A 23125-nucleotide genomic window follows, 5' to 3' on the forward strand; every position below is an offset into this window, starting at 1 on the left:
CTTCCCGCACGGCACGACGCCAGGCCCGCCCCGCCCGGAGAACCGGACGGGGCGGGCCTGTCGTCTGCCGTCAGCGCGTGCGGGTCAGTCGCAGGTAGTCGCGTCGTACGGTGCGACGACCTCCGTGGAGACCTGCTCGCCGTCGACCGTCGCCGTGGCGGGGACGGTCGCCTCGCCCGCCTCGACGGACGTGCCGCGCACCGCGAACGACTGGTACGCGTTCGCGCCCGGGGCCACGGCGGTGAACGCCTTGGTCCCGAACGGCGTGGCGAGGGTGACGTCCACCGGGACGTCCTCGCCGTTCGTCGCGCGCACCGCCACGTAGGCCTTGCCCGCGAGGCAGCGCGTCTGTGCGGTGACCGTCACGTCGAGCACCGGCTCCTCGCCGTCGTCGCCGGCGTAGACCTGGGCGACCTCGGCGTCGGACAGCGCCCGGTCGAAGACGCGCACGTCGTCGATCGTGCCCGGCCAGTAGTCGACGGGGTTGCCGCTCCACTGCCCGCGCCCGATCGTCAGCGGGCCGGACGGCGTGGTGCCGCCGCACACGTCGGACTGGCCGACGAGCTCGCCGTTGACGTAGAGCTTGAGCTTCTGGTCGGCCGCGTCGCGGACGCCCACGACGTGGTACCAGTCACCCAGCACGGGCTGCACGACGTACTCGGCGCGCGGCTCGCCCTCGTAGGAGAAGGCCCACCGGCCGCCCCCGCCGTACTGGAGGTAGAACGCGCTCGAGCCGAGCGACGAGTCCTGGCCGACGATCGTCGACCACGCGCCGCCGGGCGTCTTGTCGAGCTGCGCCCAGGCCGAGATCGTGTACGAGCCGGTCGTGTCGACGACGGGCCCCTCGGTCGTGAACGACTGGTTCGTGCCGTTGAGCCTGATCGCGGACCCGCTGTCGCCGTGGCCGGCGACCCACGTGCCCGTGCCCGACGCCGCGTGGTCGCCGACGCCGTCGGCCGCCGTCGTGCCCTGGCCCTCGTCGAACGACCAGCGGCCCGTGCCCGTGAGGCCCGGGGTGCCCGGGTCGACGGGTGCGGAGCCCTGCTTCGCCGCCTCGATGACCCGCTCGTTGACGTCCTTGACGCGCGCGGCGTCCATCTTGAGCACGCGGCGGTCGTACGTGTAGAAGCCGTTGAGCTCGTTCTCGACGTCGGAGATCTCCGTGTACACCGAGCCGGACAGGTAGCACTGCGCCGGTCGCACGAGCTTCTCCGTGTTCTGCACGTACGCGTCGGTCAGCGCCTCGCTGTTCGCGACCCCGCCGTACGGGTTGGCCGACACGCCCGGCCACATGTGGCCCGGGACGCTCATCGAGAAGCCGCCGTGCTCGCCGTCGATCGCGGCGCGCGTGGCGTCCGGCTTCGGCAGCGCCGGGCCGGTGTACTGGTGCCAGTCGATGATGTCGCCCGTCTTGGAGTCACCCTTGGACGCACAGCAGTTGTAGCCGGAGTGCGTGTTGAGGATGCGGCTCGGGTCGTACTCGTCGATCACGTTGCCGATCCGCGCCGTGTCGGCGAGGTTCCACTCGCCCCAGCCCTCGTTGAACGTGACCCATCCGACGATCGACGGCACCGAGCGGTGCTGGTCGATGATGTCCTTCATCTCCTGCTCCCAGAAGACGCGGGACGCCGGGTTCGTGTCGCCGTTGTTGAACCAGCCGCTCGGGATGTCCTGCCAGATCATCAGGCCCAGCGTGTCGGCGTGGTAGTAGAACCGCGCGGGCTCGACCTTGATGTGCTTGCGCAGCGTGTTGAAGCCCAGGTCCTTGTGGGCCTGGATGTCGAACACGTACGCCTCGTCGGACGCGGGCGTGTAGATGCCGTCCGGCCAGTAGCCCTGGTCGAGTGTCGACATGAGGAACGTCTTCTCGCCGTTGAGCAGGATGCGCTGGACGCCGTCCACCTCGGAGACCTCGATCGAGCGCATGCCCGCGTAGGAGGCCACGGTGTCGGTCGCGCCGCCGTCGGTCAGGGTGACGTCGACGTCGTAGAGGTACGGGTCCTCGGGCGACCACAGGTGCGCGTCCGGGATCTCGACCGTGAGCAGCTCGTTCGCCGCGCCGGTCACGGTGCCGACCTCGGTGCCCTCGGCGTCCCGCACGACGGCGGTCACCTCGGCGTCGTCGGACGCGGAGGCCGACTGCGCGGTCACCGCGAGGACGCCCGCCTCGACGTCGGGGGTCGTGACGACGGCGTCGATCGCCGCGGTCGGGACCGGCTCCATCCACACCGTCTGCCAGATGCCCGACGTCGGGGTGTAGAAGATGCCGCCCGGGTTGAGCGTCTGCTTGCCGACGGCCTGGTTGCTGCCGTCCGTCGTGTCGACGACGCGCACGACGAGCTCCTGCTCCGCGCCCGCGACGAGCGCGTCGGTGACGTCGAACGAGAACGCGTCGTACCCGCCGCGGTGCGTGCCGACCTCCTGGCCGTTCACGTACGCCGTCGCGACGTAGTCGACCGCGCCGAAGTTCAGGCGCAGCCGGTTGTCGCTCCCGACCGCCCAGTCCTGCGGCACCTCGAACGTCCGGCGGTAGAACATGTCGTCCTCGCGGCGCTCGATGCCCGACAGCGCGGACTCGACGGCGTACGGGACGACGATCTCCTCGTCGAGGTCGCGGCCGCTCGGCACGGCGTCGTCGGACTCCGCCGCCTCGAACTGCCAGACGCCGTTGAGGTTCTGCCACGCGTCGCGCGTGAGCTGCGGGCGCGGGTACTCCGGCAGGGGGTTGGTCGGGTCGAAGTCGTCGGCCCACGGGGTCTGGATCCGGAAGTCGGACCCGTTGGTGACCGGCAGGTTGAGCGAGCCGACCTTCTCGCCGCCGACGGTGAGGTCGCCCTCGCCGTCGTAGACCAGGCGGGCGGTCGACGCGCGGTCGACGGGCTCGGCGAGCGTGATGCCGAGGACGTCGCCCTGAGCCTCGACCTGCGCGACGGGCCACGCGAGCTGGTCCACCTGGACCTTGAGGTGGTCGACGAGGCTCGCGTCGACACCGCCCGCCGCGCCCTGGAACGTCACGTTGAGGCTCTTGCCGTCGCTCTCGAGCGCAGCCTGGGCGGGGAAGACGACGAAGTCGTCCGGGTAGGTGAACGCGTCGGTCGGCACGATCTCACGTTGCTGCGAAGGGCTCTGCCACCGCAACCGGAGGTGCGCGCCGCCGGTGTTCTGGAACATCTCCATGCGGAACGCGTACTCCTGGCCCGCCTGGAGCTGGACGGGCGCAGAAGTCTGCTCGACGTCCCAGTCGTCGACCCAGTGGTCGATGACGAGCTGGTCGTCGATCCACAGCCGGAAGCCGTTGTCGCCGATCGCGGAGAACGTGTACGCCTCGCTGAAGTCGGGCGTGATCTTGCCCGTCCAGCGCGCGGAGGTGCGCTCGCCGCGGCCCGTGAGCTCGGCGAACGTCGGGACCAGGTTGGGGAACTCGATCCGCTGGTCGGGGATCGTGGCCTTGAGGTCGGTGAGCGGCCAGCCGGGGCCGCCGGACAGGAAGTACTCGCCCTTGAGGCCGTTGTCGAGCGCGAGGTCCTGGGCCGCGACGTCGGTCGCTCCCGCCTCGTCCGTGGTCGTGGCCGCCGGCGTCGCGCTCGCCCCGACCGCCGTCGCCAAGGCCAGGGGGACGGTCAGCGCGGCGGCCAGCGCCGCCGCGACGATCCTCGCCGGTCTGCCCCGTGGTGGTGCTACCGCTGTCATGGACTGCATCCGTGCTTCCTCCTCGTCGAGTGAATCCAAGGACTGCTCCGACGCGGCGGCGTACCGGGCTCCCGTGTCCGGCGGTCGCCCTCCTTGGCGCACCGCGACGTCTCCCCAGAATCAAACAACTTCCACCAGAAAAAGACAACAGGTAACAGCACACGACATCGCGTGGCGGCGCCCACGGACCCGAGAAACGCCGAACCCGGGGTCGCTCCTCACCTGACGGCTCAGGTGAGGAGCGACCCCGGGTTCGGCGACGGGTGCGGGTGGGTCAGCGGTGGATGAGCGAGGTCCAGTCGGACGGCACGCGGTCGGCCGGCGCGGGCGAGCCCTGCTCCGGCGGGCGCGAGAGCGGCGCGGCGAGGTGCGGACCGTCGAGCACCTGCGACGTCTCGTAGTCCCAGTACCAGTCCTCGCCGGGCTCGAACGAGCGCATGAGGCGGTGGCCGGTCTCCTGGAAGTGCGCCGTCGCGTGCTGGGCCGGCGACGTGTCGCAGCACCCCACGTGGCCGCACGTCGCGCAGCGGCGCAGGTGGACCCACCACCCGCCGGCCGCGTCGCACTCCGCGCAGCCCGTCCCGCTGGGCGGGACCGCCGGGTCCACGGCGGCCCGGAGCTGCGCGCCCAGGGCCTCGTCGAGCCCGTCCCCCGTGACGCTCACCGGCGGCTCACCGGGTCCCGACGGCGGACGGCCGCACGACGGGGGCCCACGACTCGGGGTCGAGCGCCGGTGCGGGCTCGGCGTCGTCCCAGGCCCGGCAGTCGTCGATCGTCGCAGCGAGCAGCGCGCGCAGACGCTCGTCCGGGTCCGGCACGCACGCCTCGGCGATGCCCTGCACCGCCGCGGAGATGATGCTCGGCGCGGCGTCGCGCACGAACCGGCTCGGCCGCAGCCGCGCGCCCTCGCAGAACCGCTGCGCCCAGCGCGCCGTGCGCGGGCAGCTCGCGAGCGCGTCCGCCGACTCGGCGCTCAGCGTGCCCGCGGGGCGGTCGTCGAGGACGTCGAGCATCTTCTCCGCCCCGATGATCGCGACGGCGAGCGTCTGCTGCCGGTCCGCCGGGGCGATCGGCAGCGCCGCGACGGCGGCGCGCAACGAGATGCGCACGTCCCAGTGCGGGTCGTCGCTCGTCAGCCCGATGACGGACGGGATGAGCGGCGCGAGCTTGGGGCGCTCCGGGTCGACCGTGAGGTCGTTCACGGCGCGCGCGAGCATAGCGAGCAGCGGGTGCGTGCACCGTGGATGGTCGCTCCACCGCTCCCCCGCGAGGTAGGACGCGAGCTCCATGAAGCACGCGCCCTTCTTCGGGTTACGGTGCTTGCCACGGCCCAGCATCGGCAGCATGTCGTAGGTGTCGGTCACGAGGTCACCCCCACAGGCGGGTCCGGTCCTTCGTCCAGTCTGCGCCGGGGCCGGGTCGTTGGCAACGGGAAGAGTGACCCCGGTCACGTCGGGCGGCGAGGACGGCTCAGAAGATCTCCGCGGTGTGCGCGGTCGGCGACCACGACCAGGCCGCGGAGGCGGCGGCGACCGCGCCGGACGTGTGCTCGACGACGCGCCCCGCGAGCGCGAGGACGTGCAGCGGCGTGGCGCCCAGGTGGGCCGCGCCGAGGTCGCCGACGTCCAGCGACAGGTCGGGCCGCGCGTCGGTCCGGCGCACGACGGCGGTGCCGCCCGCCTCGGCGACGACCACGTGCCACCGCCCAGCGTTGGCGGGGACGACGTCGTCGGTCACGTCGAGGACGAGGTCGACGGGCGCGGCGAAGGCACGGGCCCCGAGCGCGCGCTCGACGTCGACGACGCGGACCCACAGTGCCTCGTCGAGGCGCGCGTGCATCCGCCGGTGGTCGACGAGCAGGTGGGCCAGCGGGTCCGGCACAGGACGCGACTCGCACACGAGGGTGCTCAGGAGGTCGAGGTCGAGCAGGTAGCGCCAGAGCTGGGCGTGGGTGGCCGGGTCCGTGGCGCTCACCTCCTGGACGGCGACGACGCCCGTCGGCACCAGCCCGGGCTTCCCCTCGCGGACCCGGTACGCCGCGTACCCGGTCGGGCCGTCGGGGCCGATCGCGACGACGACCTCCGCCGGCGGCCTCCCGTCCCCGCCGCCCAGGAGGAACTGCCAGCGGTCCGCGTCGCGCGCGAGGGTCCCGGGTCGCGCGCCCAGGATGCCGTCGTGGATCGCGGTCAGGTGGGGCAGGGCGTCGTCCGGAGACATCAGGTGCAGGCGGGCCGGCGACCGTGCCGCGAGATCTCGCGCGTGCGGCGTGAACGCGGCGCGCGAGAGGTCGACCTCGATCGGCTGCCGCCACGACGCGATCCCGTAGCCGTAGCGTCCGTAGACGCCGGCCTCCGTCGCCCAGAGCGCGGCCACGGCCTCGCCCCCGGCCGCGAGGTCGGCGAGCTGGCGGCGCATCATCGCCGTCATGACCCCGCGACGGCGGTGCGTGGGGGCCACGGTCACCATCCACACCCCGGCGACGGGCTGGAGGTCTCCGCCGGGCATGGTCATCCGCAGCGAGTACGCGCTCGCGGTCCCGACGACGTCGCTCGACGCGTCGACGGCGACGAGGGTGCGGTCGGCCTCGATCGACCGGCCGGCGAAGACGTCGTCGACCGAGTCCTGCCGGTACCCCCACCCGAAGGCCCGCCACACCACGTCCAGGGCCTGGTCGCGGTCCTCCCGCTCCAGCGGCCGGACGTCGAACGAGGAGGGCGCGGGGGTCGTCATGCCCTGGTGATAGTCCGCGCGGGTCGGCCCCGTCCACCGGAATTCGGGGCGCGGGCGTCGACGGGAGGGTCTGGTGCCTTAGTCGCGACGACCCACCTCAGACGCCGCAGGACCGCGGGCGGGCACCGCCTAAGGCCCCCACCCCCGAACCGTGCGCGGTCGTCCGATGCGACGCCCCGGTGCTCAGGACGAACGTGAGTGTCGGACAGGCAGGGTGCCTGCAGAGACGGGGACGACCATGAGCGCACAGTTCGATCCGACCTTCGAGGCGGATCTCACCTACCGCACGCAGCGACTGCGTGACGAGTTCCGGCACGACGAGCCCTCGCTGCTGCACTGGTGGCGTGGACGCCGTCAGCGCCACGACCGCCCGGCGCGGTGACCGCGCCGCCCGACGCCGTCGACGAGAACCCTCTCGTCGGCGGCGTCGTCGTGTCCGGGAAGGTAAGCAGTGGTCACGTGTCGGTGCACGCTGCGAGGATGGGAGCCGTGCCACGCCCCTCCTCGCGCGCGCCCTTCGTGGCCCGCGCCGCCGAGCTCGACGCGCTCTCCGCGGCGGTCGAGCGCGCACGCCGCGGCGAGCCGGGCGTCGTGCTCGTCGGGGCGGATGCCGGGGTCGGCAAGACCCGCCTGCTCACGCGCGCGGCCGAGCTGGCCGTCGGGAGCGGCGCGACCGTCGTCTGGAGCCACTGCGTGGACCTCGGCGAGGTCGGCCTCCCCTACCTCCCCTTCTCCGAGGCGCTGACGACGCTGCGCGCCCAGCACCCCGCGGTCGACGAGACCGTGGCCGCACGACCCGCACTCGCGCGCCTGCTCGACGCCGGCACGCCGGCGGACGACGAGCAGAGCCAGGGCGAGCGCCTCCAGCTCTTCGAGAGCGTCGCTGCCGCGCTCGCCGCGTCCGGGACGGCCGAGGCCCCGCTCGTGCTCGTCGTCGAGGACCTGCACTGGGCGGACCCGTCGAGCCGCGACGTCCTGCGCTTCGTCGTCGCACGCCTGCGGGCGGAGCACGTGCTCGTCGTCGCGAGCTACCGCGCGGACGACCTGCACCGCCGTCACCCCCTGCGCCCCGTGCTCGCGGAGCTGCTGCGCCACCCGCGCGTCGAGCACGTGCAGCTCTCCCCCTTCACGGAGGGCGAGCTGCGCGAGTTCACCACCGCGCTCGCAGGCGCTCCCCTGCTGCCCGACGCGTTCGAGTCCGTCCGGACGCGCTCCGAGGGCAACGCGTACTTCGCCGAGGAGCTTGTCGAGTCGGGCCTCGACGACGAGCTCCCCTGGTCCCTCGCGGACGTGCTGCGCGCGCGCCTCGAGGTGCTCGACCCCGCCGTGCAGCACCTGGTGCGCGTCGCGTCGGTGTCCGGGCGCCAGGTGAGCGAGCCGCTCCTGCGCGCCGCGCTCGCGCGCGACGCCGCGGACGGCGAGACGGCCACCGGGCGCTCGTTCGACGCGGCGCTGCGCGAGGCCATCGCCCACCACGTCCTCGCGGTGGAGGGCGACGGCGCGCGCGACACGGTCGTGTTCCGTCACGCCCTGCTCGCCGAGGCGGTCGCGTCCGACCTGCTGCCGGGCGAGCGCGTGGGCGTGCACCGCGCGTACCTCGCCGCGCTCGACGACGACCCCGCGCTCGGCTCCCCCGCGCTGCGCGCCCACCACGCGCTCGCCGCGCACGACCTCCCGGCCGCGCTCACGGCGTCGCGCGCCGCCGCCCGCAAGGCCGCGCGCGTGCTCGCGCCCGCGGAGGAGCTGCGGCACCTCGAGCAGGTGCTCGCGCTCTGGCAGGCGGTGCCCGACGCCGCGGACCTCCTCGGTGAGGACCGTGTCACCGTCGCGCTCGCCGCGGCCGGTGCGGCGAGCCGCGCCGGTGAGCCGGACCGCGCGGTCGCGCTCGCGCGCCGGGTCGTCGAGGGCACGGCGGGCGACCCGCTGCGCCAGGCGTCGCTGCGCCACGTGCTGTCCCGGTACCTGCTCGGTACGGAGGAGGTCGAGGAGACCCTCGCCCACACCGAGGCCGCGCTCGCCGTGCTCCCGGAGGAGCCGCCGTCGCTCGACCGCGCGTGGACGCTCGCGATGCGGGCGCGCGCCGCGATGAACGCGGACCTGGACGACCTCGCCGCCACGGTCGCCGCCGAGGCGCTCGACGTCGCGCACCGGCTCGACGCCCCGGACGTCGAGGCCGACGTCCTCACCACCATGGCCGTCCTCGAGGTCGAGGACGACGACCGGGCCGCGGTGCTGCTCGCCCAGGCGCGCGAGCGGGCCGTCGAGGCGGGCGACATCCTCACCGAGCTCCGCTGCTGGTACAACATCGCGGCGAACCGCTACTACGCGGGCCGCGTCGAGGAGTCCCTGCAGGTCACGCGCGACGGCCTCGACCGGGCGCGCGCGACCGGCCTCGGCTGGAGCGCCTACGGCGTCGAGCTCCGCCTGTTCCGCGACCTCGTGCGGTACGTCCTCGGCGACCTCACGCCGACCGAGACCGCGGGCGAGACCATGCCGGAGGGGTCCGCCCCGCAGCTCTCGTGCGTCCAGCTCTACGCGGCCGTGGCCCGGGGCGACGCCGATGCGCTCGCCCGCGGCACGGCCCTGCGGCGGGACTGGTTCCGGGACGGGCAGATCGCGCTCATCTCCGGCGGGTGCTCGATCGACGCGCTCACGTGGGCCGGGCGCCGCGAGGAGGCCGTCGCGCTCGCCGTCGAGCTCGTGACCCACCTCGGCCGCACGTGGAGCGACTACTTCCTCGGGCGCATCTGGATCTCGGCTCTCGCCCTCGCGGCGCTCGCCGACGCCGCGGACGCGGCGCGCCTCCAGGGTGCGGCGGGCGCGGCGGAGGTCGTGGACCTCGTCGCGCGCGGCGACGAGCTGCTCGACGCCGCCCGCACCACGGCGGAGCGTGGCCGCCCCCGCGGGGGGCGGCTCGGTCCGGAGGGACAGGCGTGGCTCGCACGCGCCGCGGCCGAGCACTCGCGGCTGACGGGTGACGGGGACCCCGCGCTGTGGGAGGAGACGACGCGCCTCTTCGACTACGGCTACCGGTATGAGGTCGCGCGCTCGCGCTTCCGGTGGGCCCAGTCCCTGCTCGGGTCGGGCGACCGCAACGCGGCCGAGATCGAGGCGGCGCAGGCGCTCGAGGAGGCCGAGTCCATGGGCGCGGCCCCGCTGGCGGATTCGGTGCGCGCGCTCGGGCGGCGCGGCCGGCTCGACCTGCCCGGGGTCCGGCGGTCCACGACGGCGGTCCTCACGGAGCGCGAGGAGGAGGTCCTGCTGCTCGTCGCGCAGGGCCTGACCAACCGGCAGATCGGCGAGCGCCTGTTCATCTCCGCGAAGACGGTGAGCGTGCACGTGTCGAACGTCCTGGCCAAGCTCGGCGCGTCCGGGCGCGCCGAGGCCGTCTCGCTCGCGCACCAGCGCGGGCTGCTCGAGGTCTGACGCGCGATGGTCTCGTCGTCGGACCGGTCCTCGGGAGCGTCGCCCGGACCAGCGGACGGCTCGTCGGACGGCTCGTCCGACGGCGGTGCGGACGGCAGGTCGCGCGGGACGCTCGTGCTCGTGCGGCACGGGCAGAGCACGTACAACGCGGGCGACCGCTTCACGGGACTCCTCGACGTGCCGCTCTCCGACGTCGGGGTCGCGGAGGCCGGTCGCGCGGCCCGGCTCCTCGCGGACGCCGTCGCGCGCGAGCCCGCGCTCGTGCCCCGGCGCGTCGTGACGTCCCCGCTCGTGCGCGCGTCGACGACGGCCGCGATCGTCGCCGACGCGCTGCCCGGCCCGCCGCCGCTCGCCGTCGAGTGGCGGCTCGTCGAGCGCCACTACGGCGCGTTCACGGACAAGCCGCGCGACGTCGTCCGGCGCGACTACGGCGAGGCCGCCTACTGGCGCTACCGCCGCTCGTACCTGCACCGCCCGCCGCCGCTCGCGGCGGACGACCCCGCGCGCCCGCTCGTCGACGACACGCTGCTGCGCCTGCCCGACGCCGCGCGCGCCGCCCTGCGTCCCGACGCGGAGTCCCTCGCGGACGTCGTCGAGCGGCTGCGCCCCTTCTGGGCCGCGACGCGCGAGGCGCTCGCCCGGGGCGAGGCGGTCCTCGTCGTCGGGCACGGCAACTCGCTGCGCGCCCTGTCGGTGCTCGTGGACGACCTCACGCCCGAGGAGGTCCAGGACCTCGACGTGCCCACCGGCCACCCGCTCGTCCACCGCTTCACGGCGGGGACCGACGGCGCCCTCGTCCCCGAGGTCCGCGGCGGCACGTACCTCGACGCGCACGGCGCCGAGCACGCGCTCGGCGACCTCAGGTCGCGCGGGGGGACCTGACCCCGTCCGTGTCAGGCGCGGCCGAGCACCCCGACCTCGGTGGCGTCGAGCAGGCAGCGCCGCCACGCGTCGGCCCGAGGGCCCTCGCCCGTCGGCCGGACGTCGGACGACCACGGGTCGGCGATGCCGCGCGCCTCGAGGCACGGTGTGAGCAGGTCGGGAGCGGCGAGCGGGTCGTCGAGCCCCGCGACCTCCGCGCGCAGCGCGTCGAGCACCGGGTCCGCGGTCACCGTGGGGTAGTCCCGGTCTGCCTCGACGCGTCCCGTCGCCGCGTCGTACCGCACGGCGCACGCCTCGGAGTCCGGCCGGTCCGGGGCCGGCGGCGAGCACGTGGCGTACATGTGCTCGAACTCGGTGAAGCCGAGGTACCCCCGCACGTCGGGCAGGGGCGTGCCGTCCCCGCCCAGCACGGCCGCGTAGACCTCGAAGTCGACGAGTGAGCCGTCCTGCACCTGGGCCGTGGGCAGCTCGAGGGTCGTCGCCCGAACGCCCGCGGTGTCCGTGACCTCGCCGGTCAGGCCGAGGAAGCTGCGGGTCGTCGCCGTCCCGACGAGCGCGCCGTCCGGCATGACGCCGACCACCAGGGTCCGGCCGCTCGCCGGGTCGACGACGACGGAGTGCGAGCCGTCGTCGACCACCGTGCCCGCCGGCCGCCCGGCGCGCAGCGCGGCGAGGTCGTCGTCGTCGCCCACGCGGAGCGTGACGTCGGTCGTGAGGTGGCCCAGGTCGTTCACGACGCCCGCCTCCACGAGGAAGCGGTCGTCGCCGTCCCACGCGGGCAGGCCGAGGTCGAGGACGTAGGTGTCGTCCTCGCGCAGGTATGCCGCGGGCTCGGAGACCGCGACGACCCCCGGCGCGACGTCGACGAGCGTCGCCTCCGCGGTGACGACCTCGTACCCGGGCGACCCGGTGACGACCTCCCGCGCCAGCTCGCGGAGGCCGCCGGGGCCGCCCGCCGTCACGACGCCCGTCCCGACGAGCCCCAGCGCGACGACCCCCGCGACGCCCGCGAACGACCGGCGGCGCCGCACGCCGCGCCGGCTCGACCGGAGCACGACGTCGAGGTCGAGCGTCGAGGGCGGGACGGCGTCGTCGGCCGTGCGGCGCAGCCGGGCGAGGAAGTCGTCCTCGGGCGGGGTCGGCGCCGGGTTCCCGGTCGCGGGGCTCATGGGGTCGTCCTTCCGCTGGTCGGGGCGCCCGGGATCGTCCGGGTGCCCGGTGGGTTCGAGGTGGCGGCGGCAGGCGTGCCGTCCGGCGCACCGAGCAGGGCGCGGAGACGGGCGAGGCCCCGGGACGCCGTGGACTTCACGGTGCCGACGGGCATGCCGAGCTCGGCCGCGACCTCGCTCTCGCCGAGGTCGAGCAGGTACCGCAGCACGACGACCCGGCGCTGCCGGACCGGGAGCGTCAGGAGCGCGCGCACGACGGCGTCGCGGTCGTCGACGGACCCGGTCGCCTCCGTGGTGGCCCGCCGTCCCGGGCGCGTCCCGCCCTCGGCGTGCGCGATCTCGTCCGGCCCGGCGAGCACCTCGCGCCGGGTGCGGCGCCACGTGTCGACGCGCAGGTTCGCCAGCACGCGGCGGGCGTAGGCGAGGGGGTCACGCTCGCGAGCTGCCGACCACGCACGGTAGGTCCGCTCGAGGGCGTGCTGGGTGAGCTCCTCGGCCCGGTGGCGGTCCCCGCACAGCAGGTACGCCATGCGGTGCAACGGGTCGCGCGCCTCGCGCATGAACACCGAGAACTCCTCGTCGCGCGTGCGGCGCGTGACGAGGTCGACCTCGACCTGCCCGGGGCCCTCGGGCACGTCGTCCTCGCGGCCGCCGCGCCGGGGGCCGTCGGTGCCCGCGCGGTCCTCGGCGCCACCCCACGAGGCGACGTCGAGCAACAGCTCGACCCTGCCGGCCCGGTCTGCCGCCGTCACGTCGTCGCCCCGAGCGGGCCGCGCCCGCCGTCGTCCTGTCGTCTCACGAGCAGTACACGCAGCAGCCGCACCCGACGTTCCCTTCCGCCCGATTTCACCCCGTCGGCACGTCCGGCTCGCGCGGCTCGCACTGTTTGACCGGCCTCGTCCTGGTGATACTGGACCATGACCGACGCCCAGGCGATCATCGAGCTCGCGCAGGCGGGTCTCGCCGAGCCCGCGGCGGACGAGTCGTTCGACCGGTTCGCCCGGCTCGTGCACCGGCAGCTCGGGGTGCCGTCGGCCCTGGTCACCCTCGTCCTCGACGGCGAGGCCGTGCTGCCGGGCGCCCTGGGCCTGCCCGAGCCGTACCAGTCGGAGCGTCGCACACCCCTGAGCCACACGTTCTGCCAGTTCGTGACGACCGACGGCCGCCCGCTCGTGGTCGAGGACGCGCGCGTCGTGCCGCGCCTCGCGTCGCTCCGGGCGGTCGACGACGTCGGGGTCGTCGCCTACGCCGGCTTCCCGATCTTCGACCCCCACGGCCGCGCGGTGGGGTCGTTGTGCGCGTTCGACGCGCGGCCCCGCCCGTGGTCCGCCGAGGACCTGGCGACGCTCGCCGACCTCGCGTCGGCGTGCACCTCCGAGCTCCGGCTGCGCCTCGCCCGGGCGCGCGCGAAGCGGATGCAGCGCGTCGCGCTCGCCGCCAACCGGCGGTCACGCCTGCTGCTCGAGCTCTCCGAGTCGTTCGCCGCGGCGACGTCCGTGCGGGACGTCGCGGAGCGGCTCTCCGTGGTCGGCGCCGCGATCGGCGCCCGCTACGCGGGCCTCGCGATGCTCGACCCGAGCGGCAGCAGGCTCGAGTACACGACGCTCGACCACCTGGAGCCGGGCGTCCCCGCGACGTTCCGCCGGATGCGCGTCGACGCGGAGCGCGGCTCGTCGATCGCCGCCCGGACGCGCGAGCCGCTGTTCTTCCGCGACCACGCCGCGTACTCCGAGCGGCTCCCCGAGGCCGCGGCGCTCATCGCGTCCGACGACGTGGAGGCGCGTGCCTTCCTGCCCGTGCTGGCGGGCGACCGGCTGCTCGGCGTCGTCTCGCTCGCGTGGGACGTGGCGCGCGAGTTCGACGACGAGGCGGTCCAGACGAAGACCGCGATCGCGTCGTACGTCGCGCACGCGCTCGACCGCGTCCGCCTGCTCGAGGAGCGGCACCGCGTGGCGACGACCCTCCAGGCCGCGATGCTCACCGAGCTCCCGTCGGTCCGCGCCGCGGAGCTGGCGGCGACGTACGCGTCCGCGACCCGCACCGACCAGGTCGGCGGCGACTGGTACGACGCGGTGGTGCTCGACGACGACGCGTGCGTCCTCATGATCGGTGACGTCACCGGCCACGACATGCGCGCGGCGGCGCAGATGGGCCAGCTCCGCTCGATGCTGCGGACCTTCGCCTGGTGTCAGGACGAGCCGCCCGCGACCCTCCTCCGGCTCCTGGACCGGGCCAACCGCGGTCTCGCGCTGCACTCGAGCGGCACGGCCGCCGTCGTGCGGCTGGACCGCACCCCGGGCGGGTTCGACGTCCTGTGGTCGAACGCCGGGCATCCCTCCCCGCTCGTCCTGCGGGCCGACGGGTCCGTCGAGACGCTCGACGCGCCGCCCGACCTCATGCTCGGCGTGGTCCCGGGGACGCCGCGGCGCGACCACCGCGCCCACCTCGCACACGGGGACACCCTCCTCCTCTACACCGACGGTCTCGTCGAGCGGCGCGGCACGTCCTACGCCGAGCGGCTCGCCGGCCTGCGCTCCGTCCTCGCCGAGCACGCGGCGACGGCGACCTCGGCCCTCCCCGACGCGCTGGTGCGCCGCCTCGTCTCGGACCAGCGCGACGACGTCGCGGTCCTCGCCCTGCGCGTGCGGCACACGGTCGTCCGCGCGCCGGGGCCCGGCCGTCCCGCGGTGCTGACCCGCGCGGTCGAGCACACGTCCACGGCGATCGGCCCCGCGCGGCGCTGGGTGGACGACGTCCTCGAGAGCTGCGACGTGTCGCCCGCGGTCCGCCGTGTCGCGATGCTGCTCACGAGCGAGGTGCTGACCAACGCGGTGCAGCACGCGTCGGGGCCGGTCGAGGCGCGCCTGGAGATCGCGCACCGGGTGCTGCACGTGGGCGTGCGCGACGGGTCGACGACCCTCCCCCGGCTCCGCTCCCCGCGCCCGGAGGAGACGGGCGGGCGCGGCGTGCAGTTCCTCGAGCGCTGCGCCACACGCTGGGGTGTCGAGGTGCACGACGACGCCCCCGGCAAGACCGTGTGGTTCGAGCTCGACCTCGACGACTGACGTCGGCGTCCGCCCCCGCGGGGGGGGTGGGCCCCCTGTGCGGTGTCGGAGGGCGGGGGTAGCGTGTGTGAGGTGGGCCACTCCCCAGGCTCGCACGACCACGTGACCCCTCATGAACCCCTCATGAACCTCGCCACGTCGAGGCCCTCGAGTCCTGAGAGGCAGCATCATGACCGACCTCGCCACCCCGACGAGCCTTCGTCCGGACGCCACCGCGACCGGCCCCGCGCCCCTGCCCGACCGCGCCGACCTCGACGCCGTCCTCGACTCGCACCGACGCGAGATCACCGGCTACTGCTACCGGATGCTCGGCTCGGCGTTCGAGGCGGACGACGCCGTGCAGGAGACGTTCCTGCGCGCGTGGCGCGCGTACGACCGCTTCGAGGGCCGCTCGTCGCTGCGCTCCTGGCTGTACCGCATCGCGACCAACGTCTGCTTCGACCTGCTCGGCACCCGCAAGCGGCGTGAGCGCCCGATGGGGCTCGGGGGGCCGCAGCCCGCGGAGATCGAGTACCTCGGTCAGGTCCTGCCCGAGGAGACGTGGGTCGAGCCCGTGCCGGACGACCGCGTCCTCCCGCACGACGGAGACCCCGCCCAGGTCGCGCTGGGCCGCGAGAGCATCCGGCTCGCGTTCGTGGCGGCGCTGCAGTACCTGCCTCCGCGCCAGCGGGCCGTGCTGCTGCTCCGGGAGGTGCTCCGCTGGCAGGCGAGCGAGGTGGCGGAGCTGCTCGACACGACGGTCGCGTCCGTGAACAGCGCTCTGCAGCGCGCCCGCGCGACGCTCGCGGCGCGCACCCACTGGGACAGCTCCGGCCTGGACGACGGCCGGGACGCCGACGTCCCCGACGACGGGGGCGACGCCCCCGCGCTCGTGACCGACCAGGCCCTCGGCGCGGAGGAGAAGATCCTCCTGGAGCGCTACCTGGACGCGTTCGAGCGGTACGACATGGACGCGCTCGTCGCGATCCTGCACGCGGACGCGACGCTCTCCATGCCGCCGTACCCGCTGTGGATGCGCGGTACGGCCGACATCGTGTCGTGGATGACCGGCCCCGGCTGGGAGTGCGAGGGGTCGCGCCTGGTCCCGGTCGCGGTGAACGGCACGTTCGGGTTCGGTCAGTACCGGCGCGCGGACGGCGGCGGGTACGAGGCGTGGGCGCTGCAGGTGATCGAGACGGACCGCGGGCGCGTCACCGCGATCAACGCCTTCCTCGACACCGCCGCGTGGTTCCCGCTGTTCGGGCTCCCCACGCGGCTGGACGACTGAGCCCGCTCGTCGCGTGCCCTGACGGCCGCTCGTACCTCCCCGGGCCACGCCGCCGCGCCCCGGGGAGGGCTGCGGCGCTCAGTCGAACGTCTCCAGGAGGGTGCTGCGCTCCGCGTCGGTGAGGTTGGTCGCGACGAGCGTGCCGTGCGCGCCGTGGAACCTCTCGCCGACGCGGTCGAGGTCACCGTCCTCCGTGACGACGAACAGCGCGGACGACCCGGGCGTGACGCCCTCCCGGATGCGGCTGAGCTGGTCCTTGTCGATCCCCACCGCGGCCATGGCCTTGGTCGACGCCCCGATCGCGGCGCCGGCCGCAGCGCCGAGGACGGGCGCGAAGAACAGCGACCCGAGGAGCAGGCCCCAGAACGCGCCCCACCCGGTGCCGCGCCACTCGTCCTGGTGGCCGTGGCGCGTCGTCGGCTTGGCAGCACCCTCGGGCCAGGACACGACCGCGGTGTCGATGATGCGGATCGCGTGCTCGGCGGCGGAGTCGTGCAGGATCCGGGACGCCGTGTCGGCGCCCTCGGGAGAGTCGAACTTCCAGACGGTGAACGTGGCCATCGCTCTCTCCTCCTTCGTCAGCCGAGCAGCTTGGCCTTGGCCGCGGCGAACTCGGCGTCGCTCAGCACGCCTGAGGCGTGGAGCTGGCCGAGCCGCTCGATCTGCCCGAGCAGGTCGTCCTGGGCAGGGGCCCCGGCCGGTGCTGCGGCGGGTGCCGCGGGCGCGGGCTGCGCGTACTGGGCGGCGGCCTGCTGGGCCGCGGCCTCGATCCGTGCCTGCTCCTGGGCGGCCTCGGCCTGCTGCGCCTCCCAGGACTGCTGGGCGCGGTTCGCCTGACGGCGTTGCACGGCACCCGCGGTCGCGGAGGCGGTCCCCGCGATCACCGCGGTGCGGGCGGCGGTCCCGATGAGTCCGGGGCGGCCGATGCGGCGGATGGGCATGATGTTCTCCTCGTTCCTCGGTCTTCCGTGCGCTGGTGCGGCCGCCGGAGGCGACCGGGTGCGGCTCAGTCCTCGACGAGCGCGAGGTCCGCGACCTCGTTGACGACCTCGGCGGGGATCCGCTCGCTGAGCAGGACGACGCCGTCGGCGGCGCTCGTCGCGGCGACCATCCCGCGCGCCCACGTGTGCTCCACCACGAGCACGAGGGCCGAGGTGCCCGGCGCGAGCCCGGCCGCGACCGCGTCGAGGTCCTCCTCGCCCGCGAGCCCGGAGGCGGTGAGCTCGACGTCGGTGATCTCGAGCTCGTCGCCGAGGTCGGTCACCTCCACGAACTCGACGTCGCCGTCGTCGGAGCGCCGCACGACCGCGAGGTCGAGCAGCGTCACCGTCCCCTCCGCGAGCACCTCGAGGACGGACGCCTGGACGCCGGCGGGGATGCGGTCGGTCGGGAAGGCGACGGCGACGATCTCGACGGGGCCGAAGGTGGACGTGGCCATGAGCGGGCTCCTTCTCCAGGGAGGTGAGGCGAGCGGGACGGTGGTGCGGGACGGTGGTGCGACGACGACGTTCAGCGCGCGGCGCGCTCGGCCTCGTCGCCGTGGACGACGAGGGCCCACAGGACGAAGACGTCGAGCGCGATCGTCACGACCGACCACCAGGGCGTCACCTGGAGGGTCGTGAACTGCGCGATCGCGTTGAGGACGACGAGGACGATGGCGACCATCCGCGCCCAGCCCTTGCCCGAGAGCAGCGCGAAGCCGGTCAGGACGAGCAGCACGCCGATGACGAGGTGGATCCACCCCCACGTCGAGACGTCGAGGACGACGACGCCCGCGTCGGTGACGCCGACGAGGCTCTTCGGCGAGAACACGGCGACGAGGCCGCTGATCGCGTTGAAGAAGCCGATCGTGACGAGCACGATCCCGGCGAACCAGACCCAGCCGACCCATGCGGTGACCTGAGACGAGCGTGCCATGCGAGTCCTCCCGAGATGCGAGTCGAGCGCCGACGGTCTGCCCGGACCGGGCGTGCGCGTCGATCGTGGCACCGCTCGCGAGGTTCGGCATCCGGAAGCGGCGGCGGCGTGCCCGCGGGCCCTCGCCGGGCGCGCGGCGCTAGGTTCGACCCATGACGACGCCCCGCGCGGCCGACGGTCCCGACACCCCCGGTCACGACGTGCCCGGCGAGGGCACCGCGCGCCCGGCCACCGGGGACGCGCCGCCCCTCGCGCACCGCGACGACCCCTGGTCGGGACTGCCCGACGCCGGGACGCGACCCGTCCAGCACGACTCCCGCCGGCCGCCCCGCTGGGTGCCGCGCGCGCTCGCGATGTCGGTGGTGGCCGTCTTCGTCGGGGTCTTCGCGTGGTACGCCCTGGGCCGCCTGGAGGGCCTGGGCGTCAACGTCCTCATCGCGTTCTTCATCGCGCTCGCGCTCGAGCCGATCGTGGTGTGGCTCGTGCGGCACGGCTGGCGGCGCGGCGTCGCCGCCGGCGTCTCGCTCATCGGGTCCATCGTCGTGGTGCTCGTCGTCCTCGCGCTCTTCGGCAACCTCTTCGTCCAGCAGCTCATCCAGCTCGTCCAGTCCCTGCCCGCGCTGTACGAGCAGGTCCGCGACTGGGTGCAGCAGCAGTTCGACGTCGCCCTGCCGGAGTCCGACGACCTGCTCCGCCAGGCGTTCGAGGAGTTCGGCCAGGACGTGGCGTCCGGCGCGATCCTCGTGGGGACGACGGTCGTCGGGGTGATCTTCGCCGCGCTGACCGTCCTGCTCGTCACGTACTACCTGCTGGCGGCGGGGCCCCGGTTCCGGGCGGCCGTGTGCCGCTGGCTCACGCCGAACCGGCAGGAGGAGGTGCTGCGCCTGTGGGAGATCACGCAGATCAAGGTCTCCGACTTCATCAACTCGCGCATCGTCCTCGCCGCGCTGTCGAGCGTGTTCACCTTCGTGTTCCTGCTGATCGTGCAGACGCCGTACGCGCTGCCGCTCGCGGTCTTCACCGGCGTCGTCTCGCAGTTCGTCCCGACGATCGGCACGTACATCGGCGGCGCGCTGCCGGTCGCGGTCGCGCTCACCTCGCAGGGGCTTCCCCAGGCGTTGGCGGTCCTCGCGTTCATCATCGGCTACCAGCAGCTCGAGAACCTCTACTTCTCGCCCAAGGTCTCGGCGCGCGCGCTCGAGATGAACCCCGCGGTCAGCTTCGTCGTCGTGCTGGCGTTCGGCGCGGTCTTCGGCGCGCTGGGCGCCTTCCTGGCGCTGCCGATCGCCGCGACGATCCAGGCGGTGGCGAACACCTACCTGCAGCGGCACGAGCTCATCGACTCGCACATGCTGCACGACCCCGGCACCGTCGGCACGGACGAGAAGGGCAAGGGGAACGGCAGGGGCCGCGGCAAGGACGACGGCGGTCCCGCGCGCCGCCGGCGCAAGAACCGAGAGGCGAACCTGGAGGCCGAGCGCACGGTCGACGAGCGCCGCGCGGAGGGTGTCGAGTAGCCGCACCGCGCGGTCAGCGGCTCACGAGCTCCGCGCGGCGCCACCACGTCGCGGTCGCCCACCAGCTCGCGGCCGCGACGGCCGGGGCCGCCGCGAGCTGCCAGCCCGAGACGTGCACGTCGGGCCCGCCCATCCCGAGCCAGAGGCTCGGGGCGGCCCACGGGAACCAGGCCCCGGCACCGACCACGGTGAAGACCTGGGTCACGACGACCATCCCCAGGACGGTGCCCACCCCGGCGAGGGCGTCCCGGCCCCAGGTCGCGACGAGCGCGCACGGGAGCGCGAGGAGGGCCGCGAGGACCGCACCGGTCACGGCACGCGTGAATCCCGGCCAGGGTGAACCGGCGTCGGGACCGAGCGCGAGACCGAGGAGGACCGCGACCCCCACGCTCGCGGTGCCCGCCGCCGCGGCCCACCCGGTGACGACGCCGAGCTTGGCCGTCACGACGGCGGCGCGTGAGGGCAGGGACGTGAGCAGCGGCTCGATCGTCCCCTGGGTGATCTCGCGGCCGAAGGTCCAGCTCACGACGAAGCCGGTGGCGAGCAGCGAGGCCACGGTCAGGACCTGGCCCGTGGTCCCGGTGACGGCGTCCCAGCCAGTCCCGGGAACCAGCGGGCGGACCTTGAGCGCGAGGGCGCTCGTCCCGCCGTGCTCGGCGGCGGCGGCGAACCCGACCGCGAGCACGGGGACGACGACCACGATCGCGACCGTCGCGATCCGGGCGACCGCCGAGCGGGCGAGCTTGAGGGCCTCGGCCTCGAGCGCCGCCCTCATCGTCCTGCCTCCGCGGCGGCGTGCACCGTCCGGAAGAACTGGCGCTCGAGGTCGGCGCCGTCCGGAGGCAGGCGGCCGACCACGCGACCCTCGTGCACGACGTCGATGGTCGTGGCGACGCGGGCCATCTCGTCCAGGTGATGGCTCGAGACCAGGACGGCGGCCCCACCCGCGGCGCGGCGCAGCACGCTCTCGCGGATCTCGACGACGCCTGCGGGGTCCAGGGCGTTGGTGGGCTCGTCGAGCACGAGCAGGTCCGCGTCGTGCACGAGCGCGCACGCGAGCTCGACCCGACGCCGGTTGCCGTCGGAGAGGGTCCGCACCCGGCGGCCCGCCCAGCGGCCGAGCGCGAGCGACTCGACGAGCGCGTCGGCGCGGGCCGTGGCCTCGCGTGCGCAGGAGCCGTGCAGGCGCGCCGCCGTGCGCAGGTTCTCCCGGACGGTGAGCTCGCCGTACGCGTGCCCGGAGCCCACGAAGCCGACCCGGGCACGGACGTCGGCGGGCGCGCCCCAGGCGGGCACGCCGAAGAGCTCGGCGGAGCCCGAGCCGGGCCGGAGGAGACCGACGAGCAGCCGTAGGAGCGTGGACTTCCCGGCACCGTTGAGCCCGACGAGAGCGTGCACCTGCCCGGGAAGCACCTCGATGTCGATCCCCCGCACCGCGTCGACGTCCCCGAACGACCGGGCCAGCCGTCCGGCCCGGACCGCGGGCACCGGTCCCCTAGCCATCGTGCGCACCCGACCGTCGGGTGCCGTCGGGCACGAGGACGCCCAGGGCGCGGTCGACGGCGGCCGCGAGGTCGTCGGTCCCGCCGTCGGCCCAGTGCAGGAGGGCGGCGGTCAGCGCGGCGAGCGTCGCCACCACCGCCGCGCGCGCCTCGAGGGGTTCGCACCCGTCCGCGACGAGCCGGGCGACGACCGCCTCCTCCGTGCGCAGGTTGTTCTGCCCGACGGCGCCGCGCAGGACGGGCGTCGCCGCCACGACCCGCGTCCGGCGCCGCACGACGTCGACGGCCTCGGCCGGGATGCCGGACCACGCGGACCGCAGGCCGGCGACGGTACGGACCAGGGCCGGCTCGGTGCGCGGGCGTCTCGCCACGGCCTCCACCAGGACGGGGTCGTACGGGTCGTCGAGGACGGTGCGCTCCTTGGCGGGGAAGTGCCGGAAGAACGTCATCTCCGACACGCCCGCCGCGGCGGCGATCTGCGCGGCCGACGTCGCCTCGTAGCCCTGCCGTTCGAACAGCTCCAGCGCGCACGCGGCCAGACGGGCGTGCGTGCGGGCGGCGCGCGTGGTCGACGTCTCGGGACGGTTCACCCTCTCATGTTAGTCACTAACATGAGTGTCTCGCACCACCCTCCGACCCGCTAGAGCGCCGAGATCCCGTCACCGAGCATCTTCGCGCCGAGGACCAGCAGGAGGACCGCCATGATGACGGCGTTGTTGTGGGTCATCCAGCCCTTGAGCTCGTCGAGCATCGTGGCCGCTCGGGACCCCATGAACAGGTAGACGAAGACCGGCGCCGCGACGCCGATGCTCGCGACGAGCGCGAACACGACCGCGGCGACGACCTGGGCGTTCGTGTCGTCGGGCGCAGCCGACGCGATCGCCGCCCCGCCGGAGACGACGAGCAGCAGGTTCTTGGGGTTGACCGCACCCAGCAGCACGGCGAGCCCGGCGGCCTTGACCGGCGTGAACGCGTCGATCGCCGCCATCCACTTCGGCGCCGGCGGCTCGAACCCGGCGCGTGGGCGACCCCGCCACTGCTTCACCGCGAGGAGCAGCAGCAGGACGCCGAGGACGATCTTGACGATCGCGGCCCACAGGGGCGGGCCCTCGTCGTCCGGCGTGGCGGCCCCCGCGAGCATCGCGACGAGCAGCGTCACCGCGCCGACCGCGACGAACCACGCGGCGAGGAACGCGAAGGCGTTCGCCTTCGCCCGCCCGCTCACGAGCATGAGCACGACCGCCACGATCGGCAGCGGGCTGATGAGCACGCCCACCGCGACGGGGAGGGACTGGCCGATCGCCGCACCCATGGGCGGCCTCCTTCGTGGTCCGGTCCCGGGGCGGGACGACGGGGACGGTGCCGGCTACGACACCGGTGCCGTGACGTGCGGGCGGGCGAGGTGCCCGACGGTCGCGCGTGACGTCGTCGGGCACCTCACCCGCAGCGGCCGGAGCCGTTCAGGCGTTCTCGTCGAAGGCGGCGCGGAGCTTGGCCTCCTCGTCCGCGGAGAGGTTGGTCTGGATGAGCTCGCCGTGGACACCCTCGGCCTGCAGGGCCTCGTGCACCCGGTCGATCACGGCGCCGGACGTGAGCACGAACAGCGCCGACGTGCCCGGCGTGACCTTGCTGCGCACGGAGTCGATGAAGTCGTCGTCGATGCCGACGTCGGTCAGCGCGCCCGCGATGGCGCCGGACGCCGCACCGATCGCGGCCCCGAGCAGCGGGACGAAGAACAGCAGCCCGAAGAGCAGCCCCCAGAACGTCCCACCGAGCGCCCCGACCGCCGTCGTGCTGTTGCCCTGCCGCGTCCTCGGCTTCTTCTTGCCCTCCTCCCAGGACACGACCGCCGCGTCCTGGACCTGGATCAGCTCCTGCTTCTGGAGCGCGAGCAGCGCGTCCTCGGCGCGCTGCGCGCCCTCGGGGGTGTCGAACTTCCACACGGTGAGCGTTGCCACGT

At 74.5% G+C, this 23125-nt stretch carries 21 protein-coding genes; 6 read left to right on the forward strand and 15 right to left on the reverse strand.

Annotated elements, in window-relative coordinates:
- Positions 1-84: 84 nt before the first annotated feature.
- The 4 genes from FIC82_RS00990 to FIC82_RS01005 form a co-directional block, all read right to left on the reverse strand.
- Positions 85-3699 (reverse strand): LamG-like jellyroll fold domain-containing protein, encoded by a 3615-nt coding sequence (locus FIC82_RS00990; RefSeq protein WP_216609951.1) that lies wholly within the window; start codon positions 3697-3699, stop codon positions 85-87.
- Positions 3700-3964: 265 nt separating this feature from the next.
- Positions 3965-4354, reverse strand: a complete 390-nt coding sequence (locus tag FIC82_RS00995; RefSeq protein WP_168731367.1) for a UBP-type zinc finger domain-containing protein — start codon at positions 4352-4354, stop codon at positions 3965-3967.
- Between the two features lie 7 nt (positions 4355-4361).
- Positions 4362-5054 (reverse strand): hypothetical protein, encoded by a 693-nt coding sequence (locus FIC82_RS01000; RefSeq protein ID WP_253691315.1) that lies wholly within the window; start codon positions 5052-5054, stop codon positions 4362-4364.
- A 106-nt stretch (positions 5055-5160) separates the two neighbouring features.
- Complete coding sequence (locus tag FIC82_RS01005; RefSeq protein ID WP_154797218.1) at positions 5161-6420, reverse strand: GNAT family N-acetyltransferase; 1260 nt, start codon at positions 6418-6420, stop codon at positions 5161-5163.
- 238 nt (positions 6421-6658) lie between these two features.
- Between FIC82_RS01005 and FIC82_RS01010 the strand changes: the two genes are divergently transcribed.
- From FIC82_RS01010 to FIC82_RS01020, 3 genes are all read left to right on the forward strand, one after another.
- Positions 6659-6802: a hypothetical protein gene (locus FIC82_RS01010; protein ID WP_154797219.1), complete on the forward strand. Its 144-nt coding sequence runs from the start codon at positions 6659-6661 to the stop codon at positions 6800-6802.
- Positions 6803-6909: 107 nt separating this feature from the next.
- Positions 6910-9846, forward strand: a complete 2937-nt coding sequence (locus FIC82_RS21235) for a helix-turn-helix transcriptional regulator (RefSeq protein WP_269808398.1) — start codon at positions 6910-6912, stop codon at positions 9844-9846.
- Between the two features lie 6 nt (positions 9847-9852).
- A complete protein-coding gene (locus FIC82_RS01020; RefSeq protein ID WP_154797221.1) occupies positions 9853-10728 on the forward strand; it encodes a 2,3-bisphosphoglycerate-dependent phosphoglycerate mutase in 876 nt (291 codons plus the stop codon).
- An 11-nt stretch (positions 10729-10739) separates the two neighbouring features.
- On the opposite strand, the gene FIC82_RS01025 is transcribed toward FIC82_RS01020, so the two are convergent.
- Entirely contained in the window at positions 10740-11897 is a 1158-nt protein-coding gene (locus FIC82_RS01025) for a hypothetical protein (protein ID WP_154797222.1), read from the reverse strand.
- The gene (locus FIC82_RS01030; RefSeq protein WP_253691316.1) at positions 11894-12649 is read right to left on the reverse strand and encodes a SigE family RNA polymerase sigma factor; all 756 of its coding nucleotides are present in this window, start codon (positions 12647-12649) and stop codon (positions 11894-11896) included. Before FIC82_RS01030 ends, FIC82_RS01025 begins: the two co-directional genes overlap by 4 nt.
- Positions 12650-12814: 165 nt before the next feature.
- Here FIC82_RS01030 and FIC82_RS01035 point away from each other — a divergent pair, with 165 nt between their 5' ends.
- Both FIC82_RS01035 and FIC82_RS01040 read left to right on the forward strand, forming a co-directional pair.
- On the forward strand, positions 12815-14962 hold the full coding sequence (locus FIC82_RS01035; protein WP_154797223.1) for a SpoIIE family protein phosphatase: 2148 nt from the start codon (positions 12815-12817) through the stop codon (positions 14960-14962).
- 169 nt (positions 14963-15131) lie between these two features.
- Positions 15132-16229 carry a sigma-70 family RNA polymerase sigma factor gene (locus tag FIC82_RS01040; RefSeq protein ID WP_154797224.1) on the forward strand — a complete coding sequence of 366 codons (1098 nt, stop codon included), beginning with the start codon at positions 15132-15134 and terminating at the stop codon, positions 16227-16229.
- A gap of 78 nt (positions 16230-16307) precedes the next feature.
- On the opposite strand, the gene FIC82_RS01045 is transcribed toward FIC82_RS01040, so the two are convergent.
- The 4 genes from FIC82_RS01045 to FIC82_RS01060 form a co-directional block, all read right to left on the reverse strand.
- Positions 16308-16790 (reverse strand): DUF1269 domain-containing protein, encoded by a 483-nt coding sequence (locus FIC82_RS01045; protein ID WP_154797225.1) that lies wholly within the window; start codon positions 16788-16790, stop codon positions 16308-16310.
- Between the two features lie 17 nt (positions 16791-16807).
- Positions 16808-17170: an SHOCT domain-containing protein gene (locus FIC82_RS01050; RefSeq protein WP_154797226.1), complete on the reverse strand. Its 363-nt coding sequence runs from the start codon at positions 17168-17170 to the stop codon at positions 16808-16810.
- A gap of 65 nt (positions 17171-17235) precedes the next feature.
- Positions 17236-17667, reverse strand: coding sequence for a DUF6325 family protein (locus FIC82_RS01055; protein WP_154797227.1), 432 nt, complete (start codon positions 17665-17667; stop codon positions 17236-17238).
- Positions 17668-17738: 71 nt separating this feature from the next.
- A complete protein-coding gene (locus FIC82_RS01060) occupies positions 17739-18146 on the reverse strand; it encodes a DUF7144 family membrane protein (protein ID WP_154797228.1) in 408 nt (135 codons plus the stop codon).
- A 152-nt stretch (positions 18147-18298) separates the two neighbouring features.
- On the opposite strand from FIC82_RS01060, the gene FIC82_RS01065 reads away from it, so the two are divergent.
- A complete protein-coding gene (locus FIC82_RS01065) occupies positions 18299-19663 on the forward strand; it encodes an AI-2E family transporter (RefSeq protein WP_253691317.1) in 1365 nt (454 codons plus the stop codon).
- Positions 19664-19676: 13 nt separating this feature from the next.
- Here FIC82_RS01065 and FIC82_RS01070 read toward each other — a convergent pair whose 3' ends face one another.
- The 5 genes from FIC82_RS01070 to FIC82_RS01090 all read right to left on the reverse strand — a co-directional run bounded on the left by FIC82_RS01070 (position 19677) and on the right by FIC82_RS01090 (position 23123).
- A complete protein-coding gene (locus FIC82_RS01070; RefSeq protein WP_154797229.1) occupies positions 19677-20438 on the reverse strand; it encodes an ABC transporter permease in 762 nt (253 codons plus the stop codon).
- Positions 20435-21166: an ABC transporter ATP-binding protein gene (locus FIC82_RS01075; protein ID WP_154797230.1), complete on the reverse strand. Its 732-nt coding sequence runs from the start codon at positions 21164-21166 to the stop codon at positions 20435-20437. The genes FIC82_RS01070 and FIC82_RS01075 overlap by 4 nt, the downstream gene beginning before the upstream one ends.
- The gene (locus FIC82_RS01080; RefSeq protein ID WP_168731368.1) at positions 21159-21755 is read right to left on the reverse strand and encodes a TetR/AcrR family transcriptional regulator; all 597 of its coding nucleotides are present in this window, start codon (positions 21753-21755) and stop codon (positions 21159-21161) included. The genes FIC82_RS01075 and FIC82_RS01080 overlap by 8 nt, the downstream gene beginning before the upstream one ends.
- Before the next feature lie 50 nt (positions 21756-21805).
- Entirely contained in the window at positions 21806-22477 is a 672-nt protein-coding gene (locus FIC82_RS01085; protein WP_154797231.1) for a GAP family protein, read from the reverse strand.
- Positions 22478-22625: 148 nt separating this feature from the next.
- Entirely contained in the window at positions 22626-23123 is a 498-nt protein-coding gene (locus FIC82_RS01090) for a DUF1269 domain-containing protein (RefSeq protein WP_168731369.1), read from the reverse strand.
- Positions 23124-23125 lie beyond the last annotated feature (2 nt).

This window comes from Cellulosimicrobium protaetiae (assembly GCF_009708005.2).
GTDB lineage: Bacteria > Actinomycetota > Actinomycetes > Actinomycetales > Cellulomonadaceae > Cellulosimicrobium > Cellulosimicrobium protaetiae.

Coding starts and splice junctions, on each gene's coding strand:
- FIC82_RS01040 (WP_154797224.1), top strand. CDS start 15,132: ATGACCGACCTCGCCACCCCGACGAGCCTTCGTCCGGACGCCACCGCG.
- FIC82_RS01020 (WP_154797221.1), top strand. CDS start 9,853: ATGGTCTCGTCGTCGGACCGGTCCTCGGGAGCGTCGCCCGGACCAGCG.
- FIC82_RS01005 (WP_154797218.1), bottom strand. CDS start 6,420: ATGACGACCCCCGCGCCCTCCTCGTTCGACGTCCGGCCGCTGGAGCGG.
- FIC82_RS01050 (WP_154797226.1), bottom strand. CDS start 17,170: ATGCCCATCCGCCGCATCGGCCGCCCCGGACTCATCGGGACCGCCGCC.
- FIC82_RS01070 (WP_154797229.1), bottom strand. CDS start 20,438: ATGAGGGCGGCGCTCGAGGCCGAGGCCCTCAAGCTCGCCCGCTCGGCG.
- FIC82_RS01060 (WP_154797228.1), bottom strand. CDS start 18,146: ATGGCACGCTCGTCTCAGGTCACCGCATGGGTCGGCTGGGTCTGGTTC.
- FIC82_RS01055 (WP_154797227.1), bottom strand. CDS start 17,667: ATGGCCACGTCCACCTTCGGCCCCGTCGAGATCGTCGCCGTCGCCTTC.
- FIC82_RS01010 (WP_154797219.1), top strand. CDS start 6,659: ATGAGCGCACAGTTCGATCCGACCTTCGAGGCGGATCTCACCTACCGC.
- FIC82_RS01045 (WP_154797225.1), bottom strand. CDS start 16,790: ATGGCCACGTTCACCGTCTGGAAGTTCGACTCTCCCGAGGGCGCCGAC.
- FIC82_RS01085 (WP_154797231.1), bottom strand. CDS start 22,477: ATGGGTGCGGCGATCGGCCAGTCCCTCCCCGTCGCGGTGGGCGTGCTC.
- FIC82_RS00990 (WP_216609951.1), bottom strand. CDS start 3,699: ATGCAGTCCATGACAGCGGTAGCACCACCACGGGGCAGACCGGCGAGG.
- FIC82_RS01075 (WP_154797230.1), bottom strand. CDS start 21,166: ATGGCTAGGGGACCGGTGCCCGCGGTCCGGGCCGGACGGCTGGCCCGG.
- FIC82_RS01065 (WP_253691317.1), top strand. CDS start 18,299: ATGACGACGCCCCGCGCGGCCGACGGTCCCGACACCCCCGGTCACGAC.
- FIC82_RS01035 (WP_154797223.1), top strand. CDS start 12,815: ATGACCGACGCCCAGGCGATCATCGAGCTCGCGCAGGCGGGTCTCGCC.
- FIC82_RS01025 (WP_154797222.1), bottom strand. CDS start 11,897: ATGAGCCCCGCGACCGGGAACCCGGCGCCGACCCCGCCCGAGGACGAC.